This window comes from Cryobacterium glaciale, assembly GCF_004402535.1.
GTDB classification, from domain to species: Bacteria; Actinomycetota; Actinomycetes; order Actinomycetales; family Microbacteriaceae; genus Cryobacterium; species Cryobacterium glaciale.
Genome location: NZ_SOEY01000007.1, coordinates 137,630 through 153,503 on the forward strand (window position 1 = coordinate 137,630; position 15,874 = coordinate 153,503).

15 protein-coding genes are annotated in these 15,874 nt (G+C 67.2%); 8 read left to right on the plus strand and 7 right to left on the minus strand.

Annotation, left to right across the window (positions count from 1 at the left end; translation table 11 throughout):
- The first annotated feature begins 1 nt into the window (after window position 1).
- The 5 genes from E3O06_RS04535 to E3O06_RS04555 all read left to right on the plus strand — a co-directional run bounded on the left by E3O06_RS04535 (window position 2) and on the right by E3O06_RS04555 (window position 5,666).
- Window positions 2-1,678, plus strand: coding sequence for an aldehyde dehydrogenase family protein (locus E3O06_RS04535; RefSeq protein ID WP_134501808.1), 1,677 nt, complete (start codon window positions 2-4; stop codon window positions 1,676-1,678).
- A gap of 204 nt (window positions 1,679-1,882) precedes the next feature.
- The gene (locus tag E3O06_RS04540; protein WP_134501809.1) at window positions 1,883-3,169 is read left to right on the plus strand and encodes an ATP-binding protein; all 1,287 of its coding nucleotides are present in this window, start codon (window positions 1,883-1,885) and stop codon (window positions 3,167-3,169) included.
- A gap of 113 nt (window positions 3,170-3,282) precedes the next feature.
- A complete protein-coding gene (locus E3O06_RS04545) occupies window positions 3,283-4,335 on the plus strand; it encodes an ATP-binding cassette domain-containing protein (RefSeq protein ID WP_134501810.1) in 1,053 nt (350 codons plus the stop codon).
- Window positions 4,332-5,234 carry an ABC transporter permease gene (locus tag E3O06_RS04550; RefSeq protein ID WP_134501811.1) on the plus strand — a complete coding sequence of 301 codons (903 nt, stop codon included), beginning with the start codon at window positions 4,332-4,334 and terminating at the stop codon, window positions 5,232-5,234. The genes E3O06_RS04545 and E3O06_RS04550 overlap by 4 nt, the downstream gene beginning before the upstream one ends.
- A 33-nt stretch (window positions 5,235-5,267) precedes the next feature.
- A complete protein-coding gene (locus E3O06_RS04555) occupies window positions 5,268-5,666 on the plus strand; it encodes a VOC family protein (RefSeq protein ID WP_134501812.1) in 399 nt (132 codons plus the stop codon).
- Window positions 5,667-5,729: 63 nt separating this feature from the next.
- Here E3O06_RS04555 and E3O06_RS04560 read toward each other — a convergent pair whose 3' ends face one another.
- Entirely contained in the window at window positions 5,730-6,590 is an 861-nt protein-coding gene (locus E3O06_RS04560) for a LysR family substrate-binding domain-containing protein (RefSeq protein WP_166788101.1), read from the minus strand.
- A 74-nt stretch (window positions 6,591-6,664) separates the two neighbouring features.
- Here E3O06_RS04560 and E3O06_RS04565 point away from each other — a divergent pair, with 74 nt between their 5' ends.
- On the plus strand, window positions 6,665-7,102 hold the full coding sequence (locus E3O06_RS04565) for a DUF5997 family protein (RefSeq protein ID WP_134501814.1): 438 nt from the start codon (window positions 6,665-6,667) through the stop codon (window positions 7,100-7,102).
- Between the two features lie 70 nt (window positions 7,103-7,172).
- On the opposite strand, the gene E3O06_RS04570 is transcribed toward E3O06_RS04565, so the two are convergent.
- Window positions 7,173-7,847 (minus strand): alpha/beta hydrolase, encoded by a 675-nt coding sequence (locus E3O06_RS04570; protein ID WP_134501815.1) that lies wholly within the window; start codon window positions 7,845-7,847, stop codon window positions 7,173-7,175.
- 173 nt (window positions 7,848-8,020) lie between these two features.
- Between E3O06_RS04570 and E3O06_RS04575 the strand changes: the two genes are divergently transcribed.
- Complete coding sequence (locus E3O06_RS04575) at window positions 8,021-8,605, plus strand: NUDIX hydrolase family protein (RefSeq protein WP_134501816.1); 585 nt, start codon at window positions 8,021-8,023, stop codon at window positions 8,603-8,605.
- 54 nt (window positions 8,606-8,659) lie between these two features.
- Here the strand turns inward: E3O06_RS04575 and E3O06_RS04580 are convergent, their stop codons facing one another.
- From E3O06_RS04580 to E3O06_RS04600, 5 genes are all read right to left on the minus strand, one after another.
- Window positions 8,660-9,649, minus strand: a complete 990-nt coding sequence (locus tag E3O06_RS04580; protein WP_134501817.1) for a nucleoside hydrolase — start codon at window positions 9,647-9,649, stop codon at window positions 8,660-8,662.
- A 101-nt stretch (window positions 9,650-9,750) separates the two neighbouring features.
- The gene (locus E3O06_RS04585; protein ID WP_134501818.1) at window positions 9,751-10,242 is read right to left on the minus strand and encodes a GNAT family N-acetyltransferase; all 492 of its coding nucleotides are present in this window, start codon (window positions 10,240-10,242) and stop codon (window positions 9,751-9,753) included.
- A 104-nt stretch (window positions 10,243-10,346) separates the two neighbouring features.
- Entirely contained in the window at window positions 10,347-11,954 is a 1,608-nt protein-coding gene (locus E3O06_RS04590) for a DEAD/DEAH box helicase (protein ID WP_134501858.1), read from the minus strand.
- 253 nt (window positions 11,955-12,207) lie between these two features.
- Entirely contained in the window at window positions 12,208-12,846 is a 639-nt protein-coding gene (locus E3O06_RS04595; RefSeq protein ID WP_134501819.1) for a DUF1684 domain-containing protein, read from the minus strand.
- Window positions 12,847-12,944: 98 nt separating this feature from the next.
- The gene (locus tag E3O06_RS04600; protein ID WP_241979856.1) at window positions 12,945-13,946 is read right to left on the minus strand and encodes a 2-hydroxyacid dehydrogenase; all 1,002 of its coding nucleotides are present in this window, start codon (window positions 13,944-13,946) and stop codon (window positions 12,945-12,947) included.
- A gap of 349 nt (window positions 13,947-14,295) precedes the next feature.
- Here E3O06_RS04600 and E3O06_RS04605 point away from each other — a divergent pair, with 349 nt between their 5' ends.
- Window positions 14,296-15,867 (plus strand): ABC transporter substrate-binding protein, encoded by a 1,572-nt coding sequence (locus E3O06_RS04605; RefSeq protein WP_134501820.1) that lies wholly within the window; start codon window positions 14,296-14,298, stop codon window positions 15,865-15,867.
- Window positions 15,868-15,874: the final 7 nt, after the last annotated feature.

The window sequence follows — 15,874 nt, forward strand, 5'->3', positions numbered from 1 at the left end:
AATGAACACCGCCGAGCTCGACCGCGCAATCGCCGAGCTCGGCGCCGGCAGCCAGCGGTGGGCGGCGACCACCCTCGCGGCGCGTGCCGAGCTGCTGGCCCGCACCGCGGCATCCGTTGCCGACGAGGCCGAGCGCTGGGTGGCCGCGGCAGCGCGCGCCAAGGGCCTCGAGCCGTCATCGCCGCTGATCGGTGAGGAATGGCTGACCGGTCCCTACGGCGTGCTCACCTCCCTGACCGCTCTCGGCCGCACGCTGCGCACGCTCGCTTCGGGGCGTAACCCGCTCGCCGGCCGGAGGTTCGGGCGGGCGCCGGGCGGTCGGGTGACGGTTTCCGTGCTCCCGCACAACCGGTATGACGGCCTGCTGCTGCACGGATTCACGGCACGTGCCTGGCTCAAGCCGGGCATCACAACGGCGCAGGCCCACGCCGGATTGGGCCAGCTCACACCCACAGCGCCCGGCGGAGTCGGCCTCGTGCTCGGCGCCGGCAATATCTCCTCGATCGCGCCGCTCGACGTGCTCTACGAGCTGATGGCGCACAACCGGGTCTCGATCCTCAAGCTCAACCCCACTCTCGACGGCCTGCTGCCGGTCTATCAGGCGGCTCTCGCCCCGCTCATTGACGCCGGCCTGCTGCGCATCGTGACCGGAGGCGTCGAGGTGGGTGGCTACCTCGCCCACCACTCCGTCATCAGCCACGTGCACATCACCGGCAGCGCGGCCAGCCACGATGCGATCGTCTTCGGCGGCGCCGATGCGCCCCGCCTCGATAAACCGATCAGCAGCGAGCTCGGCGGTGTCGCGCCGATCATCGTGCTGCCGGGCCGGTGGAGCGCCCGCGACCTGCGCTACCAGGCGGAGCACGTCGCCACCATGCGGCTGCACAACGGCGGCTCCAACTGCATCGCCGGTCAGGTGCTCGTGCTCAGCGCCACCTGGCCGCAGAAGGCCGCGTTCCTCGATGCGGTCGCGGCCGCCCTCGCGGCGGCGCCCGTGCGTGCGGCCTGGTATCCCGGCAGCGACGACCGGATGCGCGCAGCCCGCGCCGCCTACCCCGCCGCTCGGTCACTGGCCGGTGGGCGCGTTGTCGTGGCGGCCGCGGACGCCGCAGTGAGTGCGGCATCCGCTTCACCCGAAGATATGCTCATCACGGAATATTTCGCGCCGGTGCTCGGCGTGCTGGAGTTGCCCGGCACCGGCCAGGCCTTTCTCGACACGGCCGTCGAGACCGTGAACCGTGACTTTCTCGGCACCCTCGGTGCCAATATTCTCGGGCGGCCCGGCACGATTCGACAGCTCGGGCCGGGGTTCGAGCTGGCCGTGGCGCGCCTGCGGTACGGAACCATTGCGATCAACGCCTGGACCGGTGTCGGCTTTCTGTCGGCGGCGGCGCCGTGGGGCGCGTTCCCGGGGCACACCCTGGCAAACGTGGGGAGCGGCATCGGGGTGGTGCACAACGCACTCCTGCTCGATGAGGTCGAACGCACCGTTGTGCGGGGACCGTTCCGGCCGTTTCCGCGCTCGATCCTGCACGGCGACTGGGCACTGCTGCCCAAACCGCCGTGGTTCGTGTCGGCTCGAAGCGGAGCGCGCACCGCCCGCCTGCTGACCGAATTCGCGGCTCATCCTTCGGCGCGCAAGCTGCCACGCATCCTCGCCGCCGCCTTTCGCGCCTGATCTTCTCCAATTCAGCAGGCCCGCCCGCGCATAACTCCTGCAAATCACTCGGGGCTTCGAAGAGTTGGGCGTGTTTTCGGGGCTCGTCAGAAATTGCGGGCCGAATTGCAGGAGTTATGCGCGTTGGAGGGGCGACGAAGGGCTAACGGGGCACAAGGACCGGTGCAATAGATTGGCAGTACACCCAAAGATGCGAGGTTCACGATGACTGGCTGGCGACTGCGCGATTTTCACTCCGACGATCTCGACGGCATCCTGCGTCTATGGGAAGAGATCAAGGCCTCCGACACCGAGCCGGTGTACGGCCTGTCCGAGGTACTCGCCTCCTGCCAGAAGGATCACGCCGTCGTCGCGGTGCACGGTGACGAGGTGGTCGGTGCCGCCGTCGGGCGAGCCGCCCACGCGCAGGGCTGGATCGTCTTTCTGGCGACCGCGGAAAGTTGGCAGAGCCAGGGCATCGGCACGGCCATGCTCGCCGCCCTCGAAGCTCGGATGGCCCCGCACGGCATGACCAAGCTGTCGGCGCTCATGCCCGAATCCGAGACCAAGGTCGACGCCTTCCTCAATCGCGGATTCGAGGTGAAGAAAAACCTGCGCTACTTCGAACGGCACATCCCGGTGCAGCGCGAGGAGCTTAAGCTGCTCGGTGAGCTCGGCGGCCGGGTGCTGCCTCGCGACCTGTGGCAGAAGGTCGGCGGTATGGCGCGAGAGAAAGAACTGCTCGAGCGCCGCCTGGTCATGCCGCTGGCGCAACCCGACCTCGCCGAGCAATACGGGGTGTCGCCGCCCAAGGCCGTCGTGTTGTTCGGGCCGCCCGGCACCGGAAAAACCACGTTCGCCAAGGCGATCGCGTCCCGCCTGGAATGGTCGTTCATCGAGGTCTTCCCGTCGCGCCTCGCCGCCGACCCGCAGGGACTCGCCGGCGCGCTGCGCGAAACGTTTCTGAAGATCTCCGAGCTTGAACACGCGGTCGTGTTCATCGACGAGGTCGAGGAGATCGCCGCCCAGCGCTCGGGCGAACCGCCGTCGGCCATGCAGGGTGTGACCAACGAGCTGCTCAAGATCATCCCGGCCTTCCGCGAACAGCCCGGACGCCTGCTGGTCTGTGCCACCAACTTCATTCGCGCGCTCGACTCCGCCTTCCTCCGGCACGGCCGCTTCGACTATGTCGTGCCGATCGGGCTGCCGGATATCGCCGCCCGCCAGGCCATCTGGGAGCGCTACATACCCGAGGCCGTGTCGGACGAGGTCGACCTCGCCGTTCTGGTCGAACAGAGCGATGGCTTCTCGCCGGCCGACGTCGAGTATGCCGCGCACCGTGCCTCCCAGCACGCCCTGGAGAAGGCCCTGTACCGGGCCGGCGACGGGCCGGTCATCAACGGCCCGAGCACCGAGGACTATGCCCTGGCGATTTCTGAAACTCGTCGAACCGTGTCCGACGAGGTCGCGGCCGAGTTCCTCGAAGACATCGAGCGGCTCGCCCGGCTCTAGCAAGCGGATGCGCGGGCCCCGTCCGAATCAGCATCCGCGGTTGTTGAATAGGGAGGTCATTACTAGCATGGCAGGCAGCCCGCAGTCCTCCCCCCTGATACCACCGGCAAGGAATCCCCGTGATCATTGAGGCCCAGGGCCTGACCAAGACCTACCAATCCAAGAGCGGGCCGGTGCACGCACTCGCCGGGCTCGACCTGCAGGTTCCGCGCGGCACGGTCAAAGCCCTGCTCGGACCGAACGGCGCCGGAAAAACCACCGTCGTGAAGATGCTCACGACCCTGATTCGACCGGATGCCGGCACCGCGGTCATCGACGGAATCGACGTCGTGCGCCACCCCAAATCGGTGCGCCGCATCATCGGGGTATCCGGCCAGTACGCCGCCGTCGACGAGAACCTCACCGGTTTCGAAAACCTCGAGATGGTCGGTCGCCTCTACCACCTGGGCGGCGCGGCCGCCCGCCAACGGGCGAAGGAGCTCATCGACCTGTTCGAGCTCACCGCCGCAGGCAACCGGCCGGTCAAGGGGTTCTCCGGCGGCATGCGGCGACGCATCGACCTCGCCGGCGCGCTCGTGATCAACCCCAAGGTTCTTTTTCTCGACGAGCCGACGACCGGGCTCGACCCGCGCAGCCGCATCGCCCTGTGGGACGTCATCAAACGCCTCGTCGCCGACGGCACGACGGTGCTGCTGACCACGCAATACCTCGAAGAAGCCGACCAGCTCGCTGACGACATCGTAGTCATCGACGACGGCCGGGTCATCGCCGAGGGCACCTCCGACCAGCTCAAGGCGCAGATCGGTGGGCACCGCGTGGTCGTGGCCCTGGTCGATGCCGCCGACGGCGCGGCCGCTCGTGACATTCTCGCCCGGCACGGATCCGGGCAGCCCTCGGTCTCTACCGACGGTCGCGGAGTCGAAGTCGCCGTCACCGACGGCCCCACCGCGCTGCAGAACATGCTCGCCGACCTGCGCGCCGCCCAGATCAGCCTGCACGACGCCGGCATGCGCCGCCCCACCCTCGACGACGTATTCCTCAAACTCACCGGCCACAAAGCCGACCTGGACGCGACCGACGACGATGATGCCGGCGGGCCCAAACTCTCGAAACGGGCGCAGGCCAAGCGTGCGCAGGCGCGCGCAGATCTGGAGAAGGTGCAATGAGTCCCCGGCATGCGACCGTCCCGTCTGAGTCCACCACGCCGGAGCCCGGCCTCGCGCGCGGGGAATCCCGAGGGGGGACCCTGCCCCCGCTGCCCACCTGGAACCCGTTCTCGCTGTGGTACTCCGACGGCTGGACGGTGACCAAGCGCAACCTGATCAAGATCAAGCGCTCGCCCGACATGCTCGTCTTCGCCGTGATCCAGCCGATCATGTTCGTGCTGCTGTTCAGCCAGGTGTACGGCGGCGCCATTGCGGTGGAGGGCAGCGACTACACGCAGTTCCTCATGGCGGGCATCTTCGCCCAGACCGTCGTGTTCGGGGCAACGTTCTCGGGCGCCGCCATGGCGCTCGACCTGAAAGAGGGCATCATCGACCGCTTTCGGAGCCTGCCGATGAACGCATCCGCTGTGCTGATCGGTCGAACGAATGGCGACCTCGTCTTGAACACCATCTCCATGGTCATCATGATGGCGACCGGCCTCGCGGTCGGCTGGCGGGTCAACACGTCACCGCTGGAGTTCCTGGCCGGAGTCGGGCTGCTTCTGCTCTTCGGCTACGCCTTCAGCTGGGTGATGGCGTTGCTCGGCATGAGCGTGAAGAGTCCAGAGGTCATCAACAATGCGTCGTTCCTCATTCTGTTTCCGCTGACCTTCGTCTCGAACGCGTTCGTGCCGAGCGAAACCCTGCCGACCGTGCTGCGCGTCTTCGCCGAGTGGAACCCGGTGTCCTCGCTCGTGCAGGCCGTGCGGCAGCTGTTCGGAAACCTCGGCACCGCGCCGGTGCCCGATATCTGGACCATGCAAAACCCGATTCTCACCGTTCTCATCGGCATCGCGGTGATGCTGCTCGTCTTCGTGCCGCTGTGCATCCGCAAGTTCGCGTCGATCAGCTCCCGCTGACCGATCACCGTTCCGACTGAAGGAGTCACCCTCATGGCCCAGACCGAGCACAACGTCGGAATCGTCGCCGGCTTCAGCGGATTCGCGGTCTCCGACCTCGACGCGGCGCGCACCTTCTACGCCGAAACCCTCGGCCTCGAGGTGACGATCGGGGAGATGGGCATGCTGCGCATCATTCTGCCCGACGGAGCGACCGTTATCGTCTATCCGAAGCCGGACTTCGTGCCGGCCACCTATACGATTCTGAACCTCGCTGTTTCCGACCTCGACGCCACCGTCGATGAACTCACCGAACGCGGCGTGGAGTTTCTGCGCTACGACGGCTTCGAACAGAACGACAAGGGCATCGCGGCCGGGGGAGGCCAGGGACCCGACATCGCTTGGTTCACCGATCCGTCCGGCAACATTCTCTCGGTGTTGAAGAACCCGTAGCTCGGGCGGCCCGGCGGGATGTTGTGGCTCAGCGACCTTCCGAAGGCGGGATCCGGCATCCGCTTATCGGCCGCGGCTCTTGCCCTTATTGGGATTCTTGGTCGGCCGGGTACGGCCGGGGGAGTTCTCGACCTTCTTGCGCACGGCGGGCTTCGCCTTGGCGGCCGCCACCCGAATGGCTTTGGCCGCGGCCTTGGCCTTGTCGGTCTTCTTGGGCTTGCGCGGTGGCTTGGGCGGCCGCCCGTCGCTGCGCGCGGGTGCTTCGTCGGCATCAGCGGATGCCTCAGCGGATGCCGCTCCCGCCGCCGCAGCGCCGGTATCGGTGCGGGAGCTTGCGACGCCGCGACCGCGTACGATGCCGATGAATTCCTCGATGTCGTCGGTGGTCTCCCTGGTGATCCAGGCCAGGGCGATCTGGGTGTCGGCGACACCCGTCACCGGGCGGGACACGACGTCTTTGCGGCCGTAGAGCCGAGCGACCCCGTGCGGCACGATGATGATGCCGACGCCGGCCGCGACCTGCTCCATGGTCTCATCGAGGCCGAGCGTGAGGGGCAGGGCCCGGCGGGTGCCGTCCCGCACCTCGTCGGCGAGGTCGCGCCACTCCGGGACTTCGTCGGGGTTCTGCAGCAGGTGTTCGCCGGCCAGGTCGGCCAGCAGAACCGTTTCGGACTGCAGGGTCGCGTGATCCTTCGACGCCACGACGACCGGAATCTCGTTGTACAGGTTGATGACGCTCAGGTTGGTCTCGTCGATGGGGAGGCGCACGAGGCTCAGGTCGGCCCGGCCGTCGTGCAGCACCGCAATCTGCTCGGCCGTCTCGGTGCGAAACACGGTGAGGGGAACGTCGGGGCGGCGGGTAGTCCAGATGCGGGTCCACTTGGTGGGGGTCACACCGGCGACGAAAGCGAGGGAAAAGCTCACCGGCATCCTTTCTCGGGGGAGTTAAGCGTGCGATTTGCCCAAACGAGGGCCCTCTCAGGCTATACGCTTGAACAATGAGTTCCGAGAAGAAGCCCCAGACCATGAAGCCCGCCACGGCGGCCCAGAAACTCGGGATTCTGCTCGACGCGGCACCGGCCGAGTTCCAGACCGAATTCGTCAGCCGCACCGAGCTCGCCGAGCTCATGGCGAACCCACCCGAATGGCTCATCGAGCTGCGCGCCAACGGCCCGCACCCGCGCCAGGTCGTCGCCGCCAAGCTCGGCGTCTCGATCTCGGGACTGGCCCGCAGCGAAATCATCGACCCGCTGACCACCGCCGAGATCGCCGCCTTGCTGCAGCAGCCGCCGGCCTGGCTCGTGCTCGAACGTTCCACCCAGGCCGGCGTGCGCGCCGACCAGATCGCGGTGAAAGATCGCGACGCCCACCGCGCGGCCAAGAAGGCGCACGTCGAACGCCAGGCCGCCCAGGAGCAGGCCAAGCGCGACCGCTAGTCGCTTTGCTCGCTCCGCGCTTCGCGGGTGAGCGGGTACCGCGCGGCGGCATCCGCTCACCCGAATTCGCCTAGGCGGTCGGTTCTACCGCGACCGCCGCGTACTGGGCACGCAGGAAGTTGACCACGTCGCCGAGTTCGGCCTGCGAGATCGAGTGGGGAAGTCCCTCGTAGATGCGCTCGGTCAGGGTGCTGTGGCCCGGCAGCCAGGCCTGGGTGCGTTCGATCGCGCTCGCCGGGATCACGCCGTCGGCGGTGCCGCGGCCCCAGAACACCGGAAGCGGCTGCGCGGCCAGTACTGCGTCGCTGGACTGCGGGCCGGTCGCGATGAATCCGGAGAGGTTCACCGCGAAACTGAACCGGTCGGGCGCGGCGCGCAGTAGCTCGAGCGCCATAGCGCCGCCCTGGGAGAAGCCGAGCAGGCCGACCGACGGCGGCCGCTGCGGCAGGGCGTCCAGCCAGGCGAGCACGGCGGTGACGGCGGCGGTGACGGTGGCCGGGGCGGGGCTGCCCGGTTCGCTGATCGGAAACCAGGCCCAGCCGTCGGTGACCGGCGCCGGAGCCACGAGCGGCGCGCGCAGGGCCGCGATCACCGGCTCGAGCGGCAGATGCGGGGCGAGCGAGAACAGGTCGCCCTCGTGCGAGCCGTAGCCGTGCATGATGATCAACAACGGGCGGTCAGCCCGGTCGGCGCCGGTCGCCGACCAGAGTACGGCGGCGTTGTCGATGGTGGTGCTCGTGGTCATGGGGTCCTCCGGGGGGTTCGGGACGTGTCGGCGCCGCGCACGTCAATACTTTCATCTCCGTACCCGCGATTTGTGCCCGGCCGGCGATCCTGTGCAACTCTGCCCGTCGCTGCTGGGCCGTGCGGACCCGGGCCGGGTGCGCGAGCCGGGCCGGCGTAGGACAGAATGGCATTATGAGCGTGCGAACCCCTGACCCAGACCCGGACTGGACGCCGAAGCCCCCCACGGGAGCTCCGAACACGAATCCGGGCTGGCTGAAAGACGTCGAGCTCGCCGAGATTCGCCGCCGCCTGCCGATTCTCTATATCGAGGCCGTGCCCGTGCGGGTCGACGGCCTCGGCCAGGTCGTGGAGGTCGGCGTGTTGCTGCGCGCGCGCCCGACCGGCGAGATGACCCGCACGCTGGTCTCCGGCCGGGTACTCTACGGCGAGACCCTGCGCGACGCACTCTTTCGCCACCTTGAAAAAGACCTCGGCCCGATGGCCTTTCCGCAGCTGCCGACCAGCCCGGTGCCGTTCACCGTGGCGGAATACTTTCCCATGCCCGGCATCACCGCCTACACGGATGACCGTCAGCACGCCGTCTCGCTGGCCTATGTCGTTCCCGTCACCGGCACCTGCGACCCCCGCCAGGACGCGCTCGAGATCACCTGGATGACCCCGGCCGAGGCCGCGTCCCCCGGCGTCTCGGCCGAAATGGAAGGCGGCCGCGGCACCCTGCTGCGGGCCGCCCTCGCTTCGGTGGGCCAGCTGTACTGACGCACCAGCGGATGCCGCGCCGGCGTTCCGCGGGCGGCATCCGCTGGTGGGCGCCTACGCCGGCAGCGCCGAACCGAGGCCGAGCGTGTCGAGGAACAGGCGCGCATACCGATCGACGTCGACGTCGAGGGCGACTTCGGCAGCTTCCCACTCGCCGGCGAGGCCGTGCATGATGTCTTCGCCGGGGTGCGTGCGCTTGTCGACCAGCGTCTGGCCGCGGCCGTAGCCGGAGAGCTGCACGCGCAGTGGCAGCATCCTGGTGGTCAGACCGCGCGGGTCGACGAGCGCGCACAGGGCGCCGGCGTCGCCGATCAGGCCCGTGTATTCGGCGTTGCGACCCGATCCAAGCGCGATCCGGTTGTTGAGGAGCTGACCGACAACGTGGGCGACGGTGGAATCGCTCTGCACGAGGGCCAGGGCGACCCGCTCCGGGATCGAGACCTGGTTGAATACGTCGAGCCCATACATGAAGGTAGGCACGCCGGAGTCGAGAACGATGGCTGCGGCTTCCGGGTCATGCCAGACGTTGAATTCGGCGACGGCCGTAGCGTTGCCGACCGTGGTGGAACCGCCCATGAAGACGATGCGTTCGATGTTGTCCACCACGTCGGGGTACTGTCGCAGCAGCAGCGCCAGGTTGGTCTGCGGCGCGAGGCCGATCAGAGTGACCGGGTGCGGGCTGGCCTGAATCAGCCGGTGCATGAGGTCGATCGAACTGATCGGCTCCGCCTTCCGGTCGGTCGGCGGAAGCTGCAGCGTGCCGAGACCGCTTTCACCGTGCACGTGCGCGGCCGACCTGGGCGGTTCGAGCAGGGGGCGCCGCGCGCCGGCGGCGACCGGAATATGCGGCGCCTCGGCGACGTCGAGAATGCGCAGGGTGTTCTCGACGACGCGTTCCAGCGAGGCATTGCCGGCGACACAGCTGATGCCGAGAACGTTGATCCCGGGGTGTGCGAGCGCGAACAGGATGGCCATCGCGTCATCGACGCCGGTGTCAACGTCGAGGATGACAGGAATCGCCTCGGGGGCCGTGGAAGGAGTCATTCGCTCACTGTATTGCTATGAATCTGCCCACAATCCCCATTGTGGGTTTTTGGGCCAGATCCAAGCGCTAAATGGCGAAGTTTGCACTTCTGAGCAGGCCTTTAGCGTACTAAGCGCACCTCGTGCAGCTTCTCGCCGAGCACCTCTTCGTTGCGCTCGAGACCGTCCGGGAGGTAGCCGTTGCGGGCGTAGAAGGCGTGCGCGCGGGGGTTATCGGCGGCTACCCACAGCGACGATGGGCCGGGGTCGACGACGGAATCGAACAGCTTCTGGCCGACGCCTGAACCGTGGTTCGCCTCGAGCAGATACAGGAAGAACAACTCGTTCGGGGTGGGATGGTCACCGTCGCGTGTCGGTCCGCTACCGGCGAAGCCCACAATCTCGTCATCGACGAGCGCGACATGCTGGCGATACTCAGCGCCCTGGGTCGTGAAACGGCTCCAGAGGGCGGCCAGGCGCTGCGGCCGCAGCTGTGACAGGGCGGCCTGGCTGAGCAGGTGATCGTAGGTCTCATGCCAGCAGGCGGCGTGTACACGTCCCAGGCTTTCGGCATCGGCTGCGCTGACGGGTCGAACGACAACTGTGGTGTTCATGATTCGACACTAACCGTCTTTGCGGGTGGTCCCGAACACAGCAACGGGCCGGCCTCGTGAGAGACCGGCCCGTTCCACTGCTGTTTCAAGCGGATGCTGCTGGCTTAGCCCTGCGAACGGCGCGGCGCCGAGCGACCGGCTCCGCCGTCGCGTGGTCCGCGAACGAGTCCGCCAACCTGGAGGCTGCCGACGCGGGGCCCGCCGGAACGGCCGGCGGCCGAACCGGTGCGGGGTGCGCTGGAGGATGCACCGGCCGGACGACCGCTGCGCTCGCGACGGGCGCCACCGGCCGAAGCCGAGTCGCGGCTGGCGCTGCGGCCACCGTCATTGCGGTCGGTGCGGGCCCCGTCGCGGCTGCCGCCGGAGCGGCTCGCGCCGGCATCGCGACCGCCACGGCTGGAGTCACCGTCACGGCTCGGGCGACCCGTGCGCTCGCCCTGGGCACGGCCGCCCTGCGAGCGACCGCCCTGCGAACGACCACCCTGCGACTGGCGCTGCTGCTGCGGCGCCTCGACGCGGGGAGCCGGCTTGACGTAAGCGGCCACGTCGCCGACGAGGGCGTCGACGGCGGGGGAGGAGGAATCCACGCGCTGCGGGGTCACCTTGATGGCGGCCTTCCGCAGCAGGGCGTCGGTGTCGCGCTTCTGCTCTGGCAGTACGACGGTGACGACGTCACCGGCGCTGCCGGCCCGGGCGGTACGGCCCGAACGGTGCAGGTAGGCCTTGTGCTCGGCCGGCGGGTCGACGTGGATCACGAGTTCGATGTCGTCCACGTGCACGCCGCGAGCGGCGACATCCGTTGCGACGAGAACCTTGACCGTGCCGGCACTGAAAGCGGCGAGGTTGCGGTCACGGGCCACCTGTGAGAGGTTGCCATGCAGGTCGACGGAGGGGATGCCGGCGTCGGTGAGGCTCTTGGCGAGCTTCTTGGCCTGGTGCTTGGTGCGCATGAAGAGGATGCGACGGCCGGAGCCGCTCGCGAGCTTCTGCACGAGTTCCTTCTTCGCGTCGACGCCGGAGACCTCGAACACGTGGTGGGTCATGGCCGAGACGTGGCTGTTGGCTTCGTCGACCGAGTGCATCACCGGGTCGTGCAGAAAACGCTTGACGATCTTGTCAACGCCGTTGTCGAGCGTGGCGGAGAACAGCATGCGCTGACCGTTGCCGGGCGTCTTGTCGAGGATGCGGGTGACGACGGGCAGAAAGCCCAGGTCGGCCATGTGGTCGGCCTCGTCGAGCACGGTGATCTCGATCGTGTCGAGGTTCACGAAGCCCTGCTTCATGAGGTCCTCGAGGCGGCCGGGGCAGGCCACGACGATGTCGACGCCGGCCTTGAGCGCGGCGACCTGACGGCCCTGCGAGACACCGCCGAAGATGGTGGTGGTGTTGAGGCCGTAGGCCTCGGCGAGCGGGGTGATGGCGTTGGTGATCTGCGTGGCGAGCTCGCGGGTCGGCGCGAGGATCAGACCGAGCGGGCGGCCAGGGCGACGCTTGCCGCCGGCGAGGTCGCCGCCGAGGCGGGACACCATCGGTATGGAGAAGGCCAGGGTCTTGCCCGAGCCGGTCTTGCCGCGGCCGAGCACGTCGCGGCCGTTCAGGGTGTCCGGAAGGGTGTCGACCTGGATGGGGAACGCGGTGTCGATTCCCTGACCGGAGAGAACCTTGACCAGGGGAGCCGGCACGCCGAGCGTATTGAAAGTTGTAGACAAAATGGTGCCTTTCGGGGCATCAGTCTCCTCGCCCGTTCGACTTACCGCGCAGCGATGAGCAAACCAGGAGGATTCACATGGCGAAGGTGCCGAGGGGCACATCCGTTCGCCGTAAGAATGTTTCATTCGAAAAATCAGGTCAGCCCTGGTGGACCGCCGGATAAAGAAGAGGGCGTTCTACGACGCAGCAAGCGCAACTACGCACTCGCAAGTACCCCCAGTCTAGCGGATGCTGTCAAATCGCACTCGCTGGCCGCTAGGAGTGGTCGCCTCGGTAGAGCTCGCCGACGGGCACCTCGACGTTGATGATGTTGCCGCTCTGCGGCAGCGGGCAGGCCCACATCGGGTCGTACGCGCAGGAGGGGTTGTAGGCGAAGTTGAAGTCGAGGATGAGGCTGTCGTCGCCCAGGCCCGGGCCGAGGTCCGCGCCCTTGATGGTGTCGAGCAGGTAGCGCCCCCCGCCGTAGGTGCCGTCGTTCTTGCCGGCCAGGGCGTCTTTCAGTGGCAGGAACAGTCCGCCGCCGTAGCTGGCGAGCCGCCACACGTCGAGCGACCCGAGGTACGGCAGCCGCACAGTTCCCACGAGGTCGAAGAGTACCGTGCCGTCGGTCCCGGTTTCCACGTTCAGGCGATAGGGCTGCTCGGCCCGGTGTACCTCGGCCTCAAACCGCCAGTCGGGGTCGTAGGCGGCGATCGGCAGCCCGGTGAACGCCGAGCGGTCGTCGGGCAGCAACGGCGACGACGGATGCCCGGCGAACAGTTCGTCCCGCCCGGAACGCCACAGCTCGTGCCCGCTCTGCGGACTACTCGCGCTCAACTGGCGCACTCCCGCATACAGTCCGATCATGCGACGACGCCAGTCGGCGATCTGCAAGGCTCCGAGCGAAGAACTCATGATCGCTACGCTACCGCCGGCGGCGATGGTGTGCACCGAGTTGGTCGTCGCCGGTCAGATCCGCACTGGCGCAGGTGCACGCTGCCGTGACGTACGGTCTATCGAGCGACGGGCGTGCACAGCGTTCCATCGGTGAGGAATTGATCCAGGTTGGCGAGGGTCAGCTCGGCCATCGCCTGTCGGGTCTCGACGGTCCCACTGGCGAGGTGCGGCAGAAGTACGACGTTGTCGAGCGCAAGGAGCGACTCAGGAACATTGGGCTCGTCCGCGAAGACATCGAGGCCGGCCCCACCAAGCGCGCCGCTAACCAGCGCGGCAACGAGTGCGGTTTCATCGATGACTGTGCCGCGCGCAATGTTTACGAGGTAACCCTGCGGTCCCAGCGCCGCGAGAACTTCGGCTGAGATGAGCTTGACCGAGTCGGCACCGCCGGCCGCCGCGACGATCAGGGCGTCCGAGCCCGCGGCGAGCTCGGTGAGCGAGCCCACGTACCTGTAGTCAACCCCGGCCACAGGCTTTCGGTTGTGGTAGGAAATGACACAGTTGAAACCTTCGAGCCGCTGGGCGATAGCCGTACCAATGCGGCCAAGGCCAACGATGCCTACCCGCTTGCCGGATAGTTTGCTGGCGAGCGGAAAATTACCTGCCTTCCACGCGCCGCGGCGCACGAACCGATCGGCCTCGCTAGTGCGTCGAAAGACGTCCAGGAGCAGCGCCAGGGCGGTGTCGGCGACACAGTCGTTGAGGACGTCGGGGGTATTGCTGATCAGGATGCCGCGGGCCTGGGCCTGGGCGACATCCGTTGTGTCATAGCCGACTCCGAAGTTCACGACCGCCCGCAGGTTCGGAAGCCCCGCCATGAGCGCACTGTCGACACCGATTTTTCCCGAGGTCACGGCAATGGTGAATTTGGAGCCGTGGTCGGAGAGAAATGCTTGCCGATCCGAGCCGTCCGGCACCCGCACCGCGTTGTGATCGGCCACAATTGCGTTCTGCACCATGGGCATGAGCGGCCCCACCTGCAGCACTCCGCCGCGAAGGTCGGCGAGGTCGGTCGGTGCCGGAGTATTCGCGGCTTGATGCTCTGCGTTTATGGTCACATTCTGCAGGCTAGGTTGCGCGACCGATACCCGTCCAACACGTAATTCGTATAGATCGATACCCGCCCTGCATGAAACTGGCGCAGGGCGGTCAGTTCCGCGGAATTCCGCGGAACTTCCGGACCTTGCCCGGGCAACATGATGGCGCAAGACCGCCATCCGCCGGTCCCGGACGTTCGCCGCAACGAATTCGTGTCTTGACGATCCACGCGACGCCGCACAAGCTAAGTCCTGTCTACCAGCACAGACCTCATCTTCATCTGTAGACGAGCGCTCAGCACAAGCGCGTGGGCCGGTACCGCACCATGAGGTTGCGGCAAGCTCTGTGCCATATCAACCGGAGGAACCAATGTTGTTTTCTTTTACCCGTAACTCGAGGACACCCCGTGCTGTCGTCACGGGCGCCGCGGTCGCCGCGAGTGCCGTCCTGCTGCTCAGCTCCTGCTCCGTCGCCAACTCCGAATCCACGGACGAAGGCGGGGCTGCCGATACCATTCGCATCGTCCTCACCCAGGAGCCGCCGACCCTGGAGGCCTGCGAGTCCAACCTCACCTCGACCGGAGTCGTCATGCGCTCTAACGTGACCGAACCCCTCGTGGAACGCAACCCCACCACCGGCGACCTCGACCCGCTTCTGGCAACCTCCTGGGAACAGACCAGCGATACCGAGTGGACCTTCACCCTGCGCGACGACGTGACCTTCTCCGACGGCACCCCCTTCAACGCCGAAGCCGCAGCCTTCACCATCGACCGGGCCGTCAACTCCGACCTGGCCTGCAACGTCGAGGGATACGTCTTCGGCGACGACGACCTCGTCGTCAACGCGGTCGACGACACGACCCTCACCGTCACCACCGTCTCACCCGACCCCATCCTCCCGCTGCGACTGTCGTTCATCGAGATCGTCCCCACTTCAACGGATGCCACGGCCAAGGTTCGCGAACCGATCGGTACCGGCCCGTACGCCATCGCCTCATGGGATGCCGGCACCAAGCTCACCCTCGAGCGCAACGACACCTATTGGGGTGACGCCCCCGCCTACGCGAGCGCCGAGTACCAGTGGCGTTCAGAGGGAACCGTTCGCGCGGCCATGATCACGAGCGGCGAGGCCGACCTCGCCATGGGCCTCGGCCCGGACGACGGCGCTGGCGACCTCGGTCTCGACTACCCGAACAACGAGACCGTCGCCCTGCGCATGACGGCCGAGATTGCCCCGCTCAACGACATCCGTGTTCGTGAGGCTGTCAACTACGCCATCGACAAGTCGGGCATCATCGACTCGCTCTACCAGGGCGCGCACATCGCTGCCGCACAGCTCGTTCCCGAGGGCATCGTCGGCCACAACGCCGACCTCGAGGCGTGGGACTTCGACGTGGAGAAGGCCGCGGCGCTCGTCGCCGAGGCCAAGGCCGACGGCGTACCCGTTGACGAGACGATCACCATCGTCGCCCGCAACGCCCAGTTCCCGAAGGTGTCGGAGATGGCCCAGGTGCTGCAGGAGCAGCTCACGCAGGCCGGCCTCACCGTCGAACTCAAGATGGTCGACACCACGCAGCACCTGCAGTACCAGTTGCGTCCGTTCGTCGAGAACGAGGGTGCCATTGCCCTGCTGATCCAGCACGGCAACCAAGCCGGAGACGCCCAGTTCAGCGCCGACCAGTACATGACGACGACCGGTGCGCAGAGCGTGTATGGCACAGCCGAATTCGATGCCCTACTCGAAGCAGCGTCGACCAAGACGGGTGCGGAACGACAGGCCGCATACGAGGACATCTTCGAGTACCAGAACGATGAAATCGTGCAATTCGCCTTCATCTCGCACCAGACCGGAATCATCGGCAAAGCGGCTAATGTCGACTACACGCCGAACTCCTCCTCCGGTGACGAACTCCGCATCGCGGAGATCACGCCCGCGAGCTGACGCATCC